Origin of the sequence: Thioclava sp. DLFJ4-1, assembly GCF_002020145.1 — a bacterium.
Taxonomy (GTDB): Bacteria; Pseudomonadota; Alphaproteobacteria; order Rhodobacterales; family Rhodobacteraceae; genus Thioclava; species Thioclava sediminum.
On record NZ_MPZT01000001.1, the window covers coordinates 169,659 to 188,762 of the forward strand.

At 67.5% G+C, this 19,104-nt stretch carries 17 protein-coding genes; 9 read left to right on the forward strand and 8 right to left on the reverse strand.

The features are described from left to right. Window positions 1–82: 82 nt before the first annotated feature. From BMI85_RS00815 to pcaD, 4 genes are all read left to right on the forward strand, one after another. Window positions 83–970 carry a LysR family transcriptional regulator gene (locus BMI85_RS00815; protein WP_078519246.1) on the forward strand — a complete coding sequence of 296 codons (888 nt, stop codon included), beginning with the start codon at window positions 83–85 and terminating at the stop codon, window positions 968–970. Window positions 971–1,102: 132 nt separating this feature from the next. Continuing rightward, complete coding sequence (locus BMI85_RS00820) at window positions 1,103–1,462, forward strand: 2-hydroxymuconate tautomerase (RefSeq protein WP_256376228.1); 360 nt, start codon at window positions 1,103–1,105, stop codon at window positions 1,460–1,462. A 35-nt stretch (window positions 1,463–1,497) separates the two neighbouring features. Then, window positions 1,498–2,511, forward strand: a complete 1,014-nt coding sequence (locus BMI85_RS00825) for a VOC family protein (protein WP_078599186.1) — start codon at window positions 1,498–1,500, stop codon at window positions 2,509–2,511. Window positions 2,512–2,891: 380 nt separating this feature from the next. Next, window positions 2,892–3,674 carry a 3-oxoadipate enol-lactonase gene (pcaD, locus tag BMI85_RS00830; protein WP_078599187.1) on the forward strand — a complete coding sequence of 261 codons (783 nt, stop codon included), beginning with the start codon at window positions 2,892–2,894 and terminating at the stop codon, window positions 3,672–3,674. Between the two features lie 179 nt (window positions 3,675–3,853). Here the strand turns inward: pcaD and pcaF are convergent, their stop codons facing one another. Genes pcaF through BMI85_RS00845 form a run of 3 tightly spaced genes read right to left on the reverse strand, consistent with a single transcriptional unit; the run spans window position 3,854 to window position 6,454 of the window. After that, window positions 3,854–5,059, reverse strand: coding sequence for a 3-oxoadipyl-CoA thiolase (gene pcaF / locus BMI85_RS00835; protein WP_078599188.1), 1,206 nt, complete (start codon window positions 5,057–5,059; stop codon window positions 3,854–3,856). Next, window positions 5,052–5,735: a CoA transferase subunit B gene (locus BMI85_RS00840; protein WP_078539376.1), complete on the reverse strand. Its 684-nt coding sequence runs from the start codon at window positions 5,733–5,735 to the stop codon at window positions 5,052–5,054. Before BMI85_RS00840 ends, pcaF begins: the two co-directional genes overlap by 8 nt. After that, the gene (locus BMI85_RS00845; protein WP_078539377.1) at window positions 5,732–6,454 is read right to left on the reverse strand and encodes a 3-oxoacid CoA-transferase subunit A; all 723 of its coding nucleotides are present in this window, start codon (window positions 6,452–6,454) and stop codon (window positions 5,732–5,734) included. Before BMI85_RS00845 ends, BMI85_RS00840 begins: the two co-directional genes overlap by 4 nt. A gap of 104 nt (window positions 6,455–6,558) precedes the next feature. On the opposite strand from BMI85_RS00845, the gene BMI85_RS00850 reads away from it, so the two are divergent. Further along, window positions 6,559–7,320: an IclR family transcriptional regulator C-terminal domain-containing protein gene (locus tag BMI85_RS00850; RefSeq protein WP_078599189.1), complete on the forward strand. Its 762-nt coding sequence runs from the start codon at window positions 6,559–6,561 to the stop codon at window positions 7,318–7,320. A 3-nt stretch (window positions 7,321–7,323) separates the two neighbouring features. Here the strand turns inward: BMI85_RS00850 and BMI85_RS00855 are convergent, their stop codons facing one another. From BMI85_RS00855 to BMI85_RS00875, 5 genes are all read right to left on the reverse strand, one after another. Further along, a complete protein-coding gene (locus tag BMI85_RS00855; protein ID WP_078599190.1) occupies window positions 7,324–8,085 on the reverse strand; it encodes a DeoR/GlpR family DNA-binding transcription regulator in 762 nt (253 codons plus the stop codon). 96 nt (window positions 8,086–8,181) lie between these two features. Then, the gene (locus tag BMI85_RS00860; RefSeq protein WP_078599191.1) at window positions 8,182–8,829 is read right to left on the reverse strand and encodes a DUF3047 domain-containing protein; all 648 of its coding nucleotides are present in this window, start codon (window positions 8,827–8,829) and stop codon (window positions 8,182–8,184) included. A gap of 89 nt (window positions 8,830–8,918) precedes the next feature. Then, on the reverse strand, window positions 8,919–9,173 hold the full coding sequence (locus tag BMI85_RS00865; protein WP_078519256.1) for a hypothetical protein: 255 nt from the start codon (window positions 9,171–9,173) through the stop codon (window positions 8,919–8,921). A gap of 115 nt (window positions 9,174–9,288) precedes the next feature. After that, window positions 9,289–11,862 carry an HWE histidine kinase domain-containing protein gene (locus BMI85_RS00870; protein ID WP_078599192.1) on the reverse strand — a complete coding sequence of 858 codons (2,574 nt, stop codon included), beginning with the start codon at window positions 11,860–11,862 and terminating at the stop codon, window positions 9,289–9,291. Continuing rightward, window positions 11,859–12,536 (reverse strand): hypothetical protein, encoded by a 678-nt coding sequence (locus tag BMI85_RS00875; protein WP_078599193.1) that lies wholly within the window; start codon window positions 12,534–12,536, stop codon window positions 11,859–11,861. The genes BMI85_RS00870 and BMI85_RS00875 overlap by 4 nt, the downstream gene beginning before the upstream one ends. A 304-nt stretch (window positions 12,537–12,840) precedes the next feature. Between BMI85_RS00875 and BMI85_RS00880 the strand changes: the two genes are divergently transcribed. From BMI85_RS00880 to BMI85_RS00895, 4 genes are read left to right on the forward strand one after another with little or no spacing between them, the layout of a single operon-like run. Next, complete coding sequence (locus tag BMI85_RS00880) at window positions 12,841–14,082, forward strand: glycosyltransferase family 4 protein (RefSeq protein WP_078599194.1); 1,242 nt, start codon at window positions 12,841–12,843, stop codon at window positions 14,080–14,082. Next, complete coding sequence (locus tag BMI85_RS00885) at window positions 14,072–16,411, forward strand: glycosyltransferase (protein ID WP_168174715.1); 2,340 nt, start codon at window positions 14,072–14,074, stop codon at window positions 16,409–16,411. Before BMI85_RS00880 ends, BMI85_RS00885 begins: the two co-directional genes overlap by 11 nt. Window positions 16,412–16,415: 4 nt before the next feature. Further along, window positions 16,416–17,021 (forward strand): putative colanic acid biosynthesis acetyltransferase, encoded by a 606-nt coding sequence (locus BMI85_RS00890; RefSeq protein ID WP_210402293.1) that lies wholly within the window; start codon window positions 16,416–16,418, stop codon window positions 17,019–17,021. After that, entirely contained in the window at window positions 17,018–18,583 is a 1,566-nt protein-coding gene (locus BMI85_RS00895; protein ID WP_143594951.1) for a hypothetical protein, read from the forward strand. The genes BMI85_RS00890 and BMI85_RS00895 overlap by 4 nt, the downstream gene beginning before the upstream one ends. The last annotated feature ends 521 nt before the right edge of the window (window positions 18,584–19,104 follow it).

A 19,104-nucleotide genomic window follows, 5' to 3' on the forward strand; every position in this document is an offset into this window, starting at 1 on the left:
CCCTCGTCTCAAGGCTTGTGCGCGCGTCCCGGCTTGCCCGGGGCGCGCGTTCGCGTAACTCTGGACGCGGAAAGGGAATGTCATGAACCTGCGCCAGCTTCGCTATTTCATCGCCGTGGCCGAGGAGCTGCATTTCGGTCGCGCAGCCGAGCGGCTGCATGTCTCCCAGCCCCCGATCACCCGCCAGATTCAGGCGCTGGAGGAACAGCTCGGCGCGCAGCTTTTCAACCGCACGCCGCGCGGGGTGGAGCTGACGCAGGCGGGTGCGCTGTTTCTCGATGAGGCGCGCAACATCGCGGCGCTGCTCGATCAGGCGGCGGACCGGGTGCACCGGGCGTCCGAGGGCGGGCTTGGCCGGATCGACATCGCGATCTTCGGCACCGCGATCCTCAGCTTCATCCCGCGGATCATCCTCGAATTCAAACGCCGCTATCCGGATGTGAAAGTGGTGATGCACGCGCTCGACAAGCTGGCGCAGATCGAGGGGCTGCAGAACCGCTCGATCGATCTGGGCTTCAACCGGATGCTGACGCCGGTGCCGGGGCTGGCGATCGAGGAACTGGCCTCGGAGCCGCTCTATATCGTCGTGCCCGATCCGGGGCCTTTCGCGGATCGCGAGAGCGTCGCGCTGTCGGAACTGGCGCGCGAACCGATGATGCTGTTTCCCGCCAGCCGCGCGCAGGGGTTCGTCGAGAAGGTCACGGGGCTCTGCCACGAGGCGGGGTTCGCGCCCAATGTCGCGCAGGTCGTGGGCGACGGCTTTACCGCGATGGCGCTGGTGGCGGCGGGGTTCGGCGTCTCGGTCGTCCCGCAATCGATCACATCGGTCATCATGGAGGGCGTGAAATGCCTGCCGATCAGTGATGTGAGCGAGACCGCGCGGGTCGATATCTCCTGCATCTCGCGAGAGGGTGACACGTCCCCGATCGTCGCGAACTTCCTAGAAGTCGCACGCAGTTTAAGTCAATAAATTCCGCCACTTGCAAAACGTTCTTCATGCGACAGACCGGACGCGATCCGGGTACTGCATCATGCCATTTGACGGGTTTGCTCTTACCCGGAGCGATGCGCCTTCGGTATCGAAACCCGGACTAAATGGTATTTGATCGTATCGCCGTTTCTGCCCCAATCTCGGTCCACGGACACGCCGAGGAGGCCCCGACACGCGGGGAATGAGGGCGCGTCCCGGGATAGAGGAGCAGTCATGCCGGTAATCCAGATCAACCTTATGGAAGGCCGCACCGAGGCGCAGAAAGAAGCGCTGATGCGCGAGGTCACGCGCGCGGCGGTCGAGACGCTGGGCGTCAAGCCGCAGGCCGTTCGGATCATGCTCAACGAGCTGCGCTCGGGCCATTACGCGGTCGCGGGCGAGCCGAAATATGCCGAAGCGAGCGAGCAACCCGCCGCCGCCTCGAACGGCACAGCCCCGACCAACGGCCACGAGAAGGCCCCCGCAAACTGACCGCATTCACCTTATCGAGCTTTAGGGAGGACACCATGAGCTTTCAGGAACAGATCCACGATATCGCGCAGCTTGCCTGCATCGAACTCTTCACCCCCAAATTCGAGGAAAGCTTCTGGTTCTTCCACGATGTTCTGGGCATGACCCCCACCGAGGATGACGGCAAATCCTGCTACCTGCGCGGCTACGAGGACCGCTATCACCACTCGCTGAAGCTGACGCGCTCGGACAAGGCCGGGATCGGCATGGTCGGTTGGCGCGCCTCCTCGCCGCAGGCGCTGGAGCGTCGCGTGGCCGTGCTAGAGGCCTCCGACAATCCGGGGAAATGGGTCGAGGGCCACAAGGGCTACGGCCGCGCCTATGAATTCACCACGCCGGACGGTCACAAGCAGCACCTGTTCTGGGAGGTCGAGTATTACGAGGCCCCGGCAGAGCTGAAATCGAAGCTGCTCTCGCGCGCCCAGAAACGCCCGCTGCGCGGCGTGCCAGTGCGTCGTCTCGACCACGTCAACCTGCTCTGCTCGGACGTGACCAAGAACGGCAAGTTCCTGCAGGACAATCTCGGCTTCCTCAAGCGTGAGAACGTGGTCTTCGGCGGCTCGGACGAGCTGGCCGCGTGGTTCTCGGTCAGCCCGCTCGTGCATGAGGTCGCCTTCACCAAGGATCAGGCAGGCCCCGGCAACCGTCTGCACCATGTCGCCTTCTGGTATGGCAATCAGGGCCAGATGCTCGACCTTGCCGATATCTTGCAGGAATACGACGTCACGATCGAAGCGGGCCCGGCGAAGCACGGCGTCTCTCAGGCCTATTTCATGTATGTCTACGAGCCCGGCGGCAACCGCATCGAGCTGTTCGGCGACACCGGCTACCTGATCTTCGATCCGGACTGGAAGACGCTGACCTGGGACGAGAGCAACTTCTTCAACGGCGGCGGCGTCTGGTTCGGCGGCGAGCTTCCGCAGGACTTCTTCGTCTATGGCACGCCGATCGTCGAGGCCGCGATGGCCGAGGCGGAGACCAAGGACGAAGTGGCCGAGCCAGCCGAGTAATACCTCTCCGCGATTTCGGAGACTGGCCATCCCCTCGGGGGTGGCCTTTTTGGTTTTGGGGATGGCGTCGCCCCCCGGTCTCGCCCGGGGCGACCAGCCCCGGGCAGCGCCCGACCTCCCCCCGGGAGGGCGCTTTTGCGACGCTGCTGCGCGCACCGATCACTCTCGGATCTTGCGAGATAAAGCGCGGACCACGACTGTCGTCACGCGCCCACCCGAGGTCGGGCGCCGCCCTCTGGCGCGGCTCGGGGCTAGTCGCCCCGCGCCAAGTAGATCCCGCCCCCTCCGAAGGTATCACCGAGGTAACCCCCGATACCTCCGCGGTATGTTTTCCTTCCCCCGTCCCGCGCGCTACAACCTCCCACAAAGAGGAGGCTTTCATGCACGCACTGACCCATGGCGGGGTGACGCTCCACATTCTCGACGAAGGCCCGCGCGACGGGCGCGTGGTGATGTTCGGCAATTCGCTCGGCAGCGATCTGCGGCTCTGGGAGGCGCTGATCCCGCATCTGCCCGAGGGGCTGCGGCTGATCCGCTTCGACAAGCGCGGGCATGGGCTGAGCGATTGCCCGCCCGGCCCCTACAGCATCGAGGACCTCTCGGGCGACGCCGCCGCGATCTGCGATGCGCTCGGGCTTCGGGATGTGACCTTTATCGGCCTCTCGATCGGCGGGCTGATCGGACAGAGCCTCGCCGCGCGCCGCCCCGATCTTCTGCGCGCGCTGGTCCTGATGGATACCGCCGCCAAGATCGGCACGCCCGAGATGTGGAACGAGCGGATTGCCAATGTGCGCCGCGACGGCATCGCGAGCATCTCCGACGCGATCCTCGCTCGCTGGTTCGCACCCGGGTTCGCCGAGGCCCACCCGGCGGAGTTCACGCTTTGCCGCAACATGCTCGAACGTGGGCCCGACGAGGGCTATGCGGGCTGCTGCGCGGCGATTGCCGGGGCCGATCAGACCGAGGCGACACGGGCGCTGACACTGCCGGTAATGGCGATGACGGGTGCGGATGACGCCTCGACCCCGCCCGATCTGGTGCGCGCCACGGCGGAGCTGTGCGGCGCCGCGTTCCACGAGATCGCGAATGCGGGCCACCTGCCCTGCTACGAGCAGCCCGAGGCTGTCGCGGCGCTGCTGAAGAATTTCTTGGACAGGACCTGAGCTAACACCCCGCCCGGTGCGCGCCGAAGGCGCAGGGCGCGCGACGGCCCGTCCCGACGGGCTGGCGCGATTGGGGCCGCGTGGCCAGCGGGAAGCTCAGAGGAATGTGGCGGGCATAAACCGCCACAGCGGACAACGGGCGCGCGCCACCCCACGGGCCGCCGCGCGCCCTGCTTTTGTTACACCGCCTCCAGCGCCACGGCGATGCCCTGCCCCACGCCGATGCACATCGTGGCAAGCGCCCGGCTGCCCTTGCGGCGCACCAGTTCCAGCGCTGCCGTGCCGGTGATCCGCGCGCCCGACATGCCCAGCGGATGGCCAAGCGCAATCGCGCCGCCATTGGGGTTCACGCGCGCATCGTCATCCGCAATGCCGAGATCGCGCAGCGTGGCCAGACCTTGGCTCGCAAAGGCCTCGTTCAGCTCGATCACGTCGAAGGCGTCCTGCGTCAGCCCCAGCCGCGCCATCAGCTTCTTCGACGCAGGCGCGGGCCCGAAGCCCATGATCCGCGGCGGCACGCCCGCCGCGGCCCCGCCGGAGATCTTCACCAGCGGCGTCAGCCCGTGTTTGCGCACGGCATCCTCGGAGGCGATGATCAGCGCCGCTGCGCCATCGTTCACGCCGGACGCATTGCCCGCCGTGACCGTGCCGTCGGGGCGCACGATGGGCCGCAGCTTGGTCAGCGCCTCCAGCGTGGTGCCGGGGCGCGGGTGTTCATCGGTGTCGACCACGACCGGCTCGCCCTTGCGCTGCGGGATCGTGACCGGGGTGATCTCCTCGGCCAGACGGCCCTCTTCCATCGCCTTCGCGGCACTTGCTTGCGAGCGCAGCGCGAAGGCATCCTGATCTTCACGGCTCACGCCGAAATCATCGGCCACGTTCTCCGCCGTCTCGGGCATCGAGTCGACGCCATGGGTCTCTTTCATCAGCTTGTTCACGAAGCGCCAGCCGATGGTCGTGTCATAGACCGCATTGGCGCGGCTATAGGCGGCCTCGGCTTTCGGCATCACGAAGGGCGCGCGGGACATGCTCTCGACGCCGCCGGCGATCATCAGATCGGCCTCGCCCGCCTTGATCGCGCGCGCGGCGGTGACGATGGCATCCATGCCCGAACCGCAAAGCCGGTTGATCGTGGTTCCCGGCACGTTCACCGGCAGACCCGCGAGCAGCGCCGACATGCGGGCCACGTTGCGGTTGTCTTCGCCCGCCTGATTGGCGCAGCCAAAGATCACGTCTTCGACCGCCTCCCAATCGACGCCCGTGTTGCGCGCCATCAGGGCTTTCAGCGGGATCGCCCCCAGATCGTCGGCCCGGACAGGCGCCAGCGCGCCGCCGAAACGGCCGATCGGGGTTCGGATATAGTCGCAGATATAAGCGTCACGCATCGGCCAACTCCTCGGGACAGATCAGATCACCCACCTCGCCCTCGACATGGAGGGTCGCACCGGTGACGGATTGCAGCTCCTCCATCGAAATCGCGGGGAGCTTTTCGCGCAGGACGAAGCGGCCATCCACCACGTCCACCACGGCGAGCGAGGTGTAGACGCGGGTCACACAGCCCACACCGGTCAGCGGGAAGGTGCAGGCCTCGACCAGCTTCGGCTGGCCCTTCTTGGTGACGTGGTCGGTGATGACGGCCACGCGCTTGGCCCCGTGCACGAGGTCCATCGCCCCGCCCACCGCCGGCACGCCTTTCGGCCCGGTCGACCAGTTCGCCAGATCGCCGCTCTCGGCGACTTGGTAAGCGCCGAGGATCGCCACGTCGAGATGCCCGCCGCGCACCATCGCGAAGCTGTCGGCATGGTGGAAGAAGGCGGTGCCGGGTTTCAGCGTGATCGCCTTCTTGCCGGCGTTGATCAGGTCCCAGTCCTCCTGACCGGGTTCGGGCGCGCGGCCGAAGCCGAGAACCCCGTTTTCCGTGTGAAAGATCGCCTCGCGGCCTTCGGGCTGGAAGCGCGCGACCATCTCGGGAAAGCCGATCCCGAGGTTCACATAGGCGCCGTCCTCGATGTCCTGGGCGGCGCGCCAGGCGATCTGTGCATTGCTCAGTTTCTGGGTCATGGGTGATGGGCTCCGGCGCGGTTCAACTCTTCTTCCTGGGCGGGGTTGGCGACCTCGACGATCGCATCCACGAAGATGCCCGGGGTGACGATGACTTCCGGGTCGATCTCGCCCGGCTCCACCGCTTTCGTGACCTGCACGACGACCCTTGAAGCCGCCGTCGCCATCAGCGGCGAGAAGTTGCGCGCGGCCATCCGGTAGGTGAGATTGCCGAGCGCGTCGCCCTGCTCGGCCTTGATCAGCGCGTGATCGGCCTTGAGCCAGCGCTCCATCACGTAGTCACGGCCGTCGAACTGCTGCACCGGCTTGCCCTCGGCCAGATCGGTGCCCACGGAGGTCGGCGTGAAGAAGCCCGGAATGCCCGCACCGCCTGCGCGGATACGTTCGGCCAGCGTGCCTTGGGGCACCAGTTCCAGCTCGATCTCACCCGCCAGATACGCTTGGGTGAACACCGTCGGGTCGGCCGAGCGCGGGAAGGAGCAGATCATCTTCTTGACCATACCCTGCTCGATCATCGCGGCGATGCCGACATGGCCGTTGCCTGCGTTGTTGTTGATCACGGTCAGCCCCTTGGGCGAGCCGGTTTCGAGAAAGCGGTCGATCAGGGCGTGGATCAGTTCGATCGGGGCCCCCGAGCCGCCAAAGCCGCCGATCATCACCGTGGCGCCGTCTTGAATATCGGCCACGGCTTCGGTCAGCGAGGAAAGTCTCTTGTCCATTTGCGGTCCTCCTGAGGGCTTGGATTTAGACCTGCGTGGGACGGCTTTCCACGGATTTCGTGCGCATCTTGACATTTGTTCGCATCGCGAGAAAACCTGTTCGCATGTTGAACAAACCGACCGATTTCATCGCCTCTTTCGCGAAAGGCCTGCGCGTCATCGAATGTTTCGGGGCCGAGACGCCGCGGCTCTCGATTGCCGAGGTGGCGCAGGCGACGGGCTTCGACAGGGCCACCGCGCGGCGCTGCCTGCTGACGCTGAACGCGGAGGGCTACGCGGAATACGACGGCAAGTTCTTCACGCTGACGCCGAAGGTTCTTCGGCTCGGGATGGGGGCGCTGGCCTCGCTGCCGCTGCCGCAGATCGTGCAGCCGTGGCTCGATCAGCTGACGGATCGGATCGGGCAAAGCTGCTCGGTCTCGATCCTCGACGGCACCGAGATCGTCTATCTCGCGCGCGCCGCCCAGCGGCGGGTGATGTCGATCGGGCTGATGCCGGGGTCGCGGCTGCCGGCGCATTGCACTTCGATGGGGCGCGTGCTGCTGGCCGCCCTGCCCCCGGAGGAAGCCCGCGCCGCCGTGGAGGCGTCGGACCTGACGCCGCGCACCGCCTATAGCCTCACCGATCCGGGCGAAATCCTCGCGCGCATCGATCAGGTGCGCCGCGAGGGTTACGCGGTGATCGATCAGGAGGTGGAGATCGGGCTGCGCTCCATCGCGGTGCCGCTTTACGACATGCACGGGCGGGTCGTGGCCGCGCTCAACACCGGGATGGCCGCTAGCGCCGATCCGGCGGAGACGCTGATCGAGACCTATCTGCCGGAGCTCACGCGGGTGCAGACGGGGCTGCGGCGGGTGCTGCGCTAAGGCTCACTCCGCGACGGTGATCTCGGTGTCCCATTGCGCGCAAAGCGCCATGAGCGCGTCCGGCAAGGGCTTGTCGATGAAGACCCGGTCGATATCGGAGAGCGAGGCAAGCCGCACCGGCGCGGAGCGTTCCAGTTTCGACGCGTCGGTCACCAGAAAGCTCTGCCGCGCCTGCCGCAGGATCCGGCGGCTCACGCGCACTTCGGCCAGATCGTAATCGAGCATGTCGCCGTCGGCATCGAGCGCGGAGGTCCCGATCACCGCGAAATCGGCTTTGAACTCGCCCATGAAATCCGCCGTCAGGTCGCCCACCAGCCCGCCATCCGAGCGGCGCAGGTTGCCGCCCGCGACGAGGATATCGCAGCTCTCGTTGGCCAGCAGGATATTGGCGACGTTGATGTTATTCGTGACCACGGTGATGTTGCGGTGATGCAGAAGCTCGCGCGCCACCGCCTCGGTCGTGGTGCCCAGCGTCAGCACGATGGAGCTGTTATCCGGGATCGCCTGCGCGCAGGCCCGCCCGATCGCCGCCTTTGCCGCCTCGTTCATCCGGCGGCGTTCTTCATAGGCGAAATTCACCACGCCGGTGCGGATCACCGCCCCGCCATGCACGCGCTCCAGATGCCCCGCCTCGGACAGCTCCGTCAGGTCGCGCCGGATCGTCTGGACCGAGACATTGAAGCGTTCGGCCAAGGCTTCGACCACGACACGGCCCTCGTCGCGCGCGATTTCGAGAATTTCGGACTGTCGGAAATTGAGCGCCATCCTGCCCCCCTTTTGGGCCTTGCTGCCACAGGTTACCGACAAAGTCATGTCTCGGCAGTGTTTTTGTGTGAAATCACCGGGGACGGTGTGGCGCGGTCAGTTCAGGCTCAGCCCCTCGATCCGGGCGCGGATCGCGCTGTCGGTGTCGTCGCTGTCGCCTGACAGCGCCAGCCCCACAAGCTGCGTCGGCTGGCCTCCAAAAGCGCGCTGGTAATCGCGCGCCAGATCGACGCTCTCGGAATGCGTGCCGGTGCCCGCCGGGCGCAGCACCACGGTCTTGCCGCGCGCGCCCAGATAGGGCGAGGGCAGCAGCGCCCCGCGCCCATGCTTGCCGCCCCAGACATACATCAGAACGCGCGCCTCCTTCACCGCCAGAAGCTTGCGGATGCTGGCCCCTTCATTGGCGCGGGCGACGGCCTCGGGCATGAAGACGAAATAGAGCGACAGATCGCGATCATCCCCGCCCTTTCGGTCGAGCGGCGTGGGCGGGACGCTCTGGCTGACCGACCATTGCCACGCGGCCTTGCGCGTGCCCCACTCGGCGCGCGGAAGCGCCCGCCAGATCAGCGACACCGAGCCGTCCGAGCGCATCGCAACACCATCGCGCGATTGCTGCCAGTCGTTGGAGGAGAACAGCGAAAACCTCTGCTCGGTCCAGCCGCCGAAAATCGAGGCCGGGGCGAGGCTCGGCATCAGCGCAGCGCAAAGGCTTGATGCGAGAAAGGCGATCGACAGGCGGCGCATGGCACTCTCCTCTTGCTTGGGTGACAGGGCTACGCAAAGGACCGCCGCGCCGGATCACTCGGCGGGTCGCGCGCATAGACCCACGACCGTCACTGAAGGCTGTCGAGGCGCAGCACCGCTTTCAGATCCTCCATCGTGGCGCGGACGATGTCGGCATTCTCGCTCAGCCCATCGCAAATCCCGAGTGCCGCCTGATCCTCGCAAAATCGCGGCAGGAGGCGGGCGCTGGAGGCGCAGACACTGGCGACATTCCCGAGCGTGTGCAGCGCCGCGCGGAGTTTCGCGATTTCGTCCTCGGTGAAATCGGCCCGGCTGCCGCCGACCGTGTTGGCACTCACATTCATGGCGACCCCCGTTTTGCCCAGTCCCGCGGGGTCAGAATTATCACGGAAACTTACATGTCAGATACGTCAAATCGTTATTGGACCGTCAGATATGATCGAAGTTCTGTGCGTAGGGTCACGCAATTGCGTTTTGCAAAGCCTCTCTGAGCGAGTCGGAGGAGAAGGGTTTCTGGACGACCGTGCAGGGCGGGTAGATTGCCAGCAGGTCAGGCGCAGACCCGTAGCCCGTGGCCAGCACGAAGGGCACGCCCATCTTGTGCAACCGTTCGGCAACCGGCACGGATTGCTCGTCCCCGAGATTGACATCGAGCACTGCGAAATCGGGTCGCGCGCCCTCCAGCCATGTCAGCGCGCCTTCCACCGAGGAGGTGATCTTGACGTCGCGCGCGCCCAGATCCTCCAGCACGCCGGCGGCATCCATCGCGATGATGAGCGTGTCTTCCAGCACCAGCCCCTGCCCCGACAGGCGGAAGGCGGCGCCGGTCTGCGCGGCGGGTGCGGCCGCAACGTCTCCCTCCGTGCCAGGCTGATCGATCAGCTCCGCGATCGTGGTCGGCGGGATGCGGAATTGCGCCTCCACCCCGGTCATCTTGTAGGAAATCTCGGCATCGCCGCGCAGCTCGTGCGGGATCGAGTTCTCGATGATGATCGAGCCGAAGCCGCGCCGTTTCGGCGGGGTGACGGGCGGACCACCGCGTTCTTTCCAGTCGATCAGCAGACCGCCGCTGTGATCAGTGGAGAGCGCGATCTCGACGCGCCCGCCACTATCGCACAGCCCGCCATATTTGATCGAATTCGTCGCCATCTCGTGCAGCACGAGCGCCAGCGTCGTATAGGCCTGGGGCGAGATCAGCGCGTCTGGGCCGGTGATGATCACACGCTCGGCCTTGCGGTCGGCATAGGCCGCGAATTCGCATGAGATCAGCCCATGCAGGGAGGCGGGCTCCCAATGCTCGGCGGTAAGCTGGTCATGCGCCCGCGCCAGCGCCTGAATGCGCCCGTCGAGATTGTCGGTGAACTCTTCGAGCGAGCGCGCCGAGCTGCGCGACTGCGCCAGCAGCCCGCGCATCAGGTTGAGGATATTGCGCACCCGGTGGTTCAGCTCCGAGATCAGCAGTTCCTGATGCTCCTGCGCGCGCTTGCGCTCGGCCGAGGTCGCGTCGGTGATCTTGAGGAAGATCTCCAGCAGCACCGTGCGCAGAAGCTCCGCAGCATGGCATTGCTGGTTCGTCCAGGGGGCCGAGCGCCCGGTGACCGTCTCGCGCCACACCTCGAAGCTCTTGCGTGGCGTGAGCCGCACGCCGTTCGGGCCAAGCTGCGCGGGTTTCGTCGGATCGCCCGCCCATTCGACCGTGTCCGCGATCTGGCGGCGGAACAGCACGAGATAGTCGCGCGGCCGTTTCGAGATCGGAATGGCGAGCAGCCCTGCGGCCCGTTCCGGAAAATCGCGGGCCGGTTCGTGGGCGCGCCCCAGCTGATCGGTCGCGAAGGTCGAGGACCCGATCGACCGGTCCAGCATGCGCGCGATCCCGGCGAATTCCTCCTTGGTCGGCGTCGTCCCGGTCGCGCTGAATTCCTCGTTCTCATAAAGGACGAGCCCGTCATGCGGGATCACCAGACGGATCTCGTCGGAGACGGCCATCAGGCTTTCCGACAGCGCCTTGCCATCGGCCATATGCCCCATCAGTGTGCGCTGCAGGCTGGCCGTATCGGATTGCGCCTGCTTGCGCTCCCCATCCTCGAACTTGCTGAGTTCATAGGAAAACATATGGGCGTACATCTCGATCGCGGTGCGCAATTCGTAATCGATATAGCGCGGGTGATTATGGTGGCAGGCGAACAGCCCCCACAGCTCACCATCGCGCATGATCGAGACCGACATCGAGGCCCCGACGCCCATGTTGCGCAGGTATTCGATATGGATCGGCGAGACCGCCCGCGTCACCGCCAGAGACATATCGAGCGGCTGCCCGTTCAGATCGACGCCCGGCAGCACCGGCGCACCGGGATCGTCCACATCCGCGATCAGCCGCAGAAGCGCGCGTTTATACAGCGCCCGCGCCTGCACCGGGATATCGCTGGCAGGGAAGCGCAACCCGTCATAGAGGCGCTGCTGGTCCTTTCGGGTCTCGGCGATGACCTTGCCCGACTGATCGGGCTGGAACTGGTAGATCATCACGCTGTCGAAGCCCGAGAGCGCCTGCAGCCCCATCGCCGCATCGCGCGCAAGCCGCTCCAGCCCCCGGTCGCGGCGCAGACGCGCGATCTGCGGATACACGTCGGTCATCACATCACGTCCGCGCGTTTCCAGCTTCGGCTCGAATTCGACGACCAGATACGGCCCCGAGGCATGGAGCGAGACGTCGAAACTCTTCCCATTCGCTTTCAGTACCACACCGAACAGCCGCACCGCCGTCTCGCCGCCCTCCGCCGTGCGCAGGCTCGCGCGGATCCGATCGAACCCGTCCGAGACGATCAGATCGGCAAGTGGACGGCCAAGCGCCTCCTCATAGGCCATGCCGAGGATCTCCTCGAGATTGCTCGAGGCATGTTGCACGATCCAGTCGCTCGAGAGCGCCAGAAGCGCTCCGTAGCTCTGGACCCGGCCAAGCTGGTGGATCGGCTCGCGGTCGCAATCGGTCAGATCGACGGGGCGCTGGCTGGGGGCGGGGCTGGTATCGGGCGTCACGTCGGCTCCTTGGGCGTCAAATCGGTGTCTGTCGCGATCCTGCCGGGCGGCGGATGGTCAATGGAATTGGAGGCAAGCGCCGGTGCGAGAGCGTCGGACGTTGTGCCCGCCCCCTGCGCCTGCACGGCCTGCGCGAAAAGATAAAAACCCCGCGTCGCATCGGCGACGACACGGGCCGCGCGCGGCTCTGCGGGGCTCAGCGCATCGAGCGTCGCGCAATGCCGTTTCCACAGCGCCCCGGCGGCAGGGGCCTGAAAATAAAGCGGTTTGGCCTCGGCCGGGGTCTCGGCGAAGACCTTGCGGTCGATCACCTGCGTGCCGAGCCGCGAGCCCAGCACGAGATAGTCGACCGCCAGCGGGTCGAGCCGCCCCTGCTCTGCGTCCGGGGCGGGCACCGGGTGCACAGGACGGCCCAGCCGCGCCAGATCCCGGTCGAGCCGGTCGAGCAAATCGCTCAGCAATCCCGCGCAGAGCGCTCCGGGGCCCGCATGGCGCGCCAAAACGCCAAGCCCTGCGGCCTGCGCTGCGAGGAACCAACCCAGCTTCTGCGCCGGGGCCGCGAAGAACTGGGAGAATTGCGCCTCCCCCGCCTCATGCGCGGCGGAGGTCTCGTGTCTCAGGATTTGTCGGAAGGACACCGCATGCGAAGGCGCGGGCCTGTGAATCTTGGTCATTACAAACCCGTCTGCGGCGTGTCGTAGAAGCTGGAATATCTTCAACGCCGGAGCTCGGCAAAGGTTTCTTTGCGGGAACCAGAATTGCAGATTCCGGTTCGCGCGCGCGGGAATTCGCAGTGCGCAGGGCCACGCGGGCCGCTCGCCGATGCGGCCTTGCGCCACGCTCTCGCCGCCCCCCACAGGCCACGCTTTTGACCATTAACCTCAAATTAACCTCGCTTGCGCGACGGTTAACGCGAGGTCAACCAAGCGCGCGCCCCGTCGCCTCCCGACCTCGCGAACCGAGTGAAGGAGTGGAATTGTGATCATCAGCGGCGCATCGCTCGACATTCTGATGCTGACCCCGTGGTTTCCGAACCGCCCCGACGGCTGGCCGAGCCGCTTCGTCGCCGACAGCGCGCGGGCGCTCGCGCGGCAGGGTCACCGCGTCCGGGTCGGCGTGCTGCGCGGATTGACGCCTGTGGGCACGGCGCGGCTCGCCTCGCCCGAGCATCGTGGAGAGATCGATGTCACGCACTTCCCCGAGATCGAGGAGATCCGCCTCGCGCGCTACCCGACCTTGCCGGGCGGGCTGATGCGCAAGCTGACCAATCGCACGCTCGACCGGGCGCTCACGGCGCTGGCGAGCGAGATGATCGCCGCGCGCCGTCCCGATGTGATCCTGGTGCAGACAGAGACGCTCGCCCCTGCGGCGCAGGCGTTGGCCGCGCGGATGGGCCTGCCTGTGGTCGGCGTGCTGCACGGCGAGAACAGCAATTGGCGGTATCTTTGGACCAATGGGCAGGCCGAGCGGTTTCGGGACGCCTTGGGCGGGCTCGACCGGCTTGTGGTGGTGGGCGAACCGCTGCGCCGCTTCGCGACCGATCTGTCCGGGCGTGGGGATCATATCGAGGTGGTCTGGAACGGGGTCGATCCCGCGCCCGACCGTCCGCCCCCGCAGCTACCGGACGAGGCTCCCCTGCGGCTGGTGAGCGTCGCCAATCTGCATCCCGCCAAGGGGCTGAACCTGCTGATCGCGGCGCTCGGACGGCTTGCACGCGAGGGGGACGCGCCATGGCATCTGACAATCATCGGCGACGGGCCCAAGCGTGCCAATCTCGCCGCCCAAATCGCGCGGCAGGGGCTTGCGCATCGGATCACCCTCGCCGGTCCGAAACCACATGAAGATGTTCTCGCAACGCTCGGACAAAGCGACATTTTCGTATTGCCCTCATGGCGAGAGGCTTTCGGGATCGTCTATCTCGAGGCGATGGCGGCCGGCGCGCTCTGCATCGGGGTCGAGGGCCAGGGCCCCGGGCAATTCCTGCGCAACGGCGAGACCGGCTATCTGGTCGCGCCACGCTCGGTCGGGGCGCTGGTCGAGACGTTGCGCCCCCTGGTGACCGGACCGCGTGCCGAGTGGCGCCAAATTGCGCGCGCGGGCACCCGCTTCGCCCGCGATCATGCCAGTTGGGATGCCCATGCCCGCGCATTGTCCGAAGTGCTGCACGTCGCCTGCGCCCGCGCCGCCCCTTATCCGCAGGAGGCCCGCCTTGTCGGTTAAGCCTCCCTGCCCCGAAGCCTGCCCCGGCTCCGCGCTCGCGGTGCTGATCGAGCCCGCGCCGTACATGGTCGCAATGACCACCGCGCTGGCAGAACAATTGCCCACCGGTCTCACGGTGCGCTATGTCTCGGCGGCGGTTACGCAGAGATGGGCAGACGCCGCGCCCGAAACCATCCTGCCCGCGAAGCGTCTGGCGGCCCTCGTCACGCTCTGGCGCGAGATCCGCAGCACGCGCCCCACAGTCATTTTCGTCGCCGGTTGGGCGCATTTCCCCCTGCTGGCTGCGATCGTCCTAGGCAAACTCTCTGGCGCGCGGATCATCGCGCTGAGCGACACGTGGATGAGCCCTGCACGCGGGGTTCGCGCGGTGCTCAAGCGTCGGATCCTCGAGATGATCGACGGTTTCTGCCCGGCAGGCCAGCGTGCTGCCGACTATCTTCGCGACCAAGGCGTGCCGCCCGAGAAGATCGTCCCCGGACGGATGAGTTCGGACACCGCCGCCATCGCGCGCCACGTTCGCACCCTCGGCCCTGACGGGCGGCAGAAGATGCGCGCGCGGCTCGGGATCGCGGCCGATGCGCCCGTGTTGATGTTCCTCGGGCGGCTCGCCCCCGAGAAAGGGCTGGACCTGCTGCTGGACGCTTTCGCGCAGCTCAACGCCGCTCAGGCGCGTTTGATCGTGGCGGGCGACGGGCCGCTTGGCGAGACACTGGCGAAGGCGGCGGCACGCGATCCCCGTATCCTGTGGCGCGGGCGGCTCGAAGGGGCGGCGCTGCGCGATCACCTCGCCGCCGCGGATTGCCTTGTCCTGCCAAGCCGCGCCGAACCTTTCGGGCTGGTGATCGGCGAGGCGCTCGCCGCCGGCTGCGGTGTCGTGGCAAGCGGGGCCTGCGGCGCGGTGCCCGACCTGCTGGGCGGGCGCGAGGCCGGGCTGATCGTGCCGCCGGGCGACGCCGGCGCATTGCATGCCGCGCTGGCCCGCGCCCGCGCCCAACCGCAAGGCGGAACGCGCATGAGGCTCGCGATCCGCAAACGCGGCCTGTTGCTGGGCCTCGGCATCGCCGCAACCGCCGCGCCGAGCGTCATCTATGTCAACATGATCTTCGGACCCGGCGCGCGTTGGGCGGTGATGGGGGGGCTGGTCCTCGCGCTTCTGCTCAATGGGCGGTTGTGGCGCAAGATACCGGGCGACGGGATGTATTTCCGGCTGGCGCTGCTGGGCTTGGCGGCGCTGTCTGCGCTGTGGTCGAGCGTTCCGCATCTGAGCGGGCCGAAAGCCGCGACCTACGCGTTGACCGCGCTGGCCTTCGCCTCGGCGGGCGCTGCCTGGGCACAGCACACGCGGCGGCGCGATCTCTTTGCGATCCTCTGGCCGCTGCTGGCGCTGGTGCTGTTCGCCGGCATCGGGGGGCTGCGTTCGGGCTTCGGCACGGTCGAGATGAACGCGGATATCTCGCTCTATCGGGGGCTGAGCGCCAATTCCAACTTCCTCGCCCTGATGATCGTGACCGTCGCGCCACTGCCGCTGTGGCGGCTCGCCCAGCGCCGGATCGGGCGTCAGAGACGGCTGTTCTGGCGCGCGGTGGCGCTGATCCTGACGGTGCTGGTGCTGATGAGCCTGTCGCGGGCGAGCCTGCTTTCGCTGACGGTGCTGATCGCGGTCTTTCTTCTTGGGCGCGGCTTCAAACGGCTGGCGATTGCGGCGGCAACGCTTGGGGCCGTGCTGTCGCTTCTGTGGCTCTATTTCCCGGACCGGGCGGAGACGCTGACACAGCGCTATCTCTTCAAGGCGTCCGCACAGACCGAGACCCTGATCGCCTCGCGCGCCGAGACATGGGCCGCGACGCTCGAAGGGGCCCGCGCGGGCGGAATGTTCGGGCTGGGCTTCGGCGTCTCCGACGGGTTCGACGACTACGCACTGTCGGCGAGTGCGTCGCACTATGGGCGCGAGAAGACCAATTCGGCGCTGGCTCTGATCGAAGAGGTCGGGCTTGCGGGGGCCGCGCTCTTCACCGGAATGCTGCTCCTGATCACGCGCGGCGCGGTTCTCGCGGTCCGGCATGCGCGCCACCGCAGAGACCGGGTGCTGATGGCGCTGTTGCTGGGCTACCTCGCGGCGCTCTTCACGCATGCGCAGTTCGAGGCATGGCTGCTCTCGCCCGGAGGTGCCGCCACCCCCGCCTTCTGGACCGCGCTGGGGATGACGACCGCGCTGGCCAAGCGCATTCGCACCCGGCTCAAGCCCGCACGGCTCAACCCGAGCGTGTCAGGCGCGATCGAAGCGGTCCGGGTACGCTTCCCCCAAGCTGCGGTGCGCTCCAATGCCTGATGCCATGCCCCTCCCCGTCCCGCCGCAATCGGGCCCCTCCTCCCGGCAAGGTCCCTTTCGGCCGATCGCCACGCAGGACCTGTCTCGCTTTCCCCGCCCGGTAATCGCGGGCAATCGCAGCTTCGGCTGGCGCGTGGCGTGGTATCTGGTCAATGCGCTCTTCTTCCAATCGGCGCTTCTCGCCCTGATCCCCTCGCGCACGAAAGCGGCGATCCTGCGCGGGTTCGGGGCGAAAGTCGGCCCCGGCCTCGTCTGCAAGCCACGCGTCACGATAAAATACCCGTGGCTTCTGGAGATCGGCGCGCATGTCTGGCTAGGAGAGCGCGTCTGGATCGACAATCCCGGCCCCGTGCGGATCGGCGCACATGTCTGCATTAGCCAAGGGGTGCGCATCGTCACCGGCAGCCATGACTGGGCGCGCGGCGATTTCCGCTTCTTCGCGCGGCCCATCGAGATCGGCGACAGCGCGTGGGTCACGGCGCATCGCGTCCTGCGCCCCGGCGCCATCGTGCCGCCGCGTGTCGTCGTTTTGGGCGATGTCAGCGCCGGAGACGGGCGCGGCCCGCGCGCGGCATCGGATGGCGTATCGTCGGAAGGAGGTGTCCGATGAGCGTCTCCGTATTGTCCCCCCGGCCTTTGCCCTCCTCCTCACCACAAACACCTCCGTCGCGTGCGATACGCAACGGGGCGATTGCATGGGGGCAGATCGCAGGCGGGCTGGTCGCGCGGTTACTGAGCACCCGCTTCGCGCTGGCCGCTTTGGGGGTCGAAGCGATGGGCGCCTATCTCTCAGCGCTCGCCATGGCGCTGATCGCGAGCATTGTGACCGGCGCGCTGCAAAGCACGACGCTGCGCGCGCTCTCCCTTGCGCCGCTGGCAGAGCGCCCGCGCCTCTTCAACGCGCTGATCGGGCTGCATCTGCGGGTGGCGCTCGGCGTGGCGGGGATTGGTGCAGTTCTCGGCCCACCCGCGCTGGCGCGGCTGTTCGATCTGCCCCCCGCGCTGGCGGATCAGGCCCAGGTCGCCTTCTTCTGCGTTCTGGCGGCAAGCGTCGCCGCGATCGCGCTCGCCCCGTACGAAATCGCCTTGCAGGTGCGCGAACGGTTCGGCCTGTTCGCCGCGCTCGATCTGGCACGGGCGGTGGCGCTGATCCCGGTGGCCTTTCTCCTCGGTGGGCAGACTACGCCGCCGCTTGCCGCTTTCGCCGCGCTATCCGCCGGGCTGAGCCTGAGCGTAACCCTTGCCGGGGCGTGGCGGGTGCGCAAATCCCTGCCCGAGACGCGGCTGCATCTGCGCTGGATCCTGAACTTCCGCCCATCCCGCGGCCAGACCGCGCTCCTGTCGTGGTCGGTCCTCGGCGGGTTGGCGGCGAGTGCGCGGGCGCAGGGCATGGTTCTTCTGATGGCGGCGCTGGGCGGTCCGGTCGCGAGCGCGGCCTATGGGCTGGGCAACCAACTCCCCGCCGCTTTGCGCCAATTCGCCGAAGCGACGCGTCAGGTTCTGGCCCCGCGCATCTATGCCGATCATGCGGCACTAGGCTCTGACGGCAGCATCACCGGCGCGCTGGTCGCCAGCCGGATCGCTGCGCTGATCGCGTTCGGGGCGGCGATCCCGATGGCGGTAAACGCCCCGGCGCTGCTGTCGCTCTGGCTGGGGCGCAGCAACCCCGAGATGGTGCTGGTGGTGCGGCTGATGCTGGCGGCACTCGCGCTCGATCAGCTGAGCGCGGGCTTGGGGCTGGCGTTCCTCGCACGCGGTCGCATCGCATGGATGCAGGGCTGGGGCGCGGCGCTGGCGGTGATGAGCCTGCCCGCCGCCTTCCTCGCCGGTCGGGCCAGTGGCGAGATCGGCGCGGCTCTCTGGGTCGCCCTCGCCGTCACCACCGCGATCGCCGCGTTACGGATTATGCTACTGACGCGCCTCTCCCCCGGCACCGCCACACGCTGGGCGCGCGAGACGTTGATCCCGGTGCTGGCGAGCGTGCTGCCCGTGGCGCTTGGCGCGGCGCTGGTGCAGGCACTGCTGCCCGAGGGCGCGGCGCGGCTGGCGCTGAGCCTCGGGCTCTGCGCGGCGCTCTGGCTCGGGGTAAGCTGGCGGCTGGGGCTGAGCGCGCCGGAACGCGCGCGGCTGACCGCACTCCTGCGACGCCGCCCGACGGAGGGTCCGGCATGAGCGCGCCGTCCAAAAAACCGCGCGCCGTGCTCGCCCATGCGATCTGGGGGCGCGGCGGGGCCGAGGCGGTGGCCGCTTGGACGCTCGTGGCGCTGCGCGAGCGGTTCGATCTGACCCTCATCACGCGTGGCGGCTTCGACTGCAACGCGCTCAACGCGCTGGCGGGCACCGACCTCTCTCCCGGCGACCTGCGGGTTCTCACCCTTCCCGCGCGAAGCCGCATCGGCACGTTCGAGGCCGCGCGGTTCAATCGGGCGCTGGCGGCGCTCGGGCGGGATTACGATCTGCGGGTCTCGCTGTCTGGCGTCCGCCGCTGGAACGCGCCCGCGCTGCATCTGCTCTCTGCCCGCGACTGGCATCCCGCGCTCGCAGGGCAAACGGGCCCGCGCGCCAAGATTCTGTGCCGCGTGATCGACGGTCCCGCCCTGCACCCGCGCCCCGATGACATGGTGATCGCCAATTCGCATTGGCTCGCGGCGGCGAGTGCCCCGCTTTGCCCCGGCCGGGTCCGCGTGATCCCC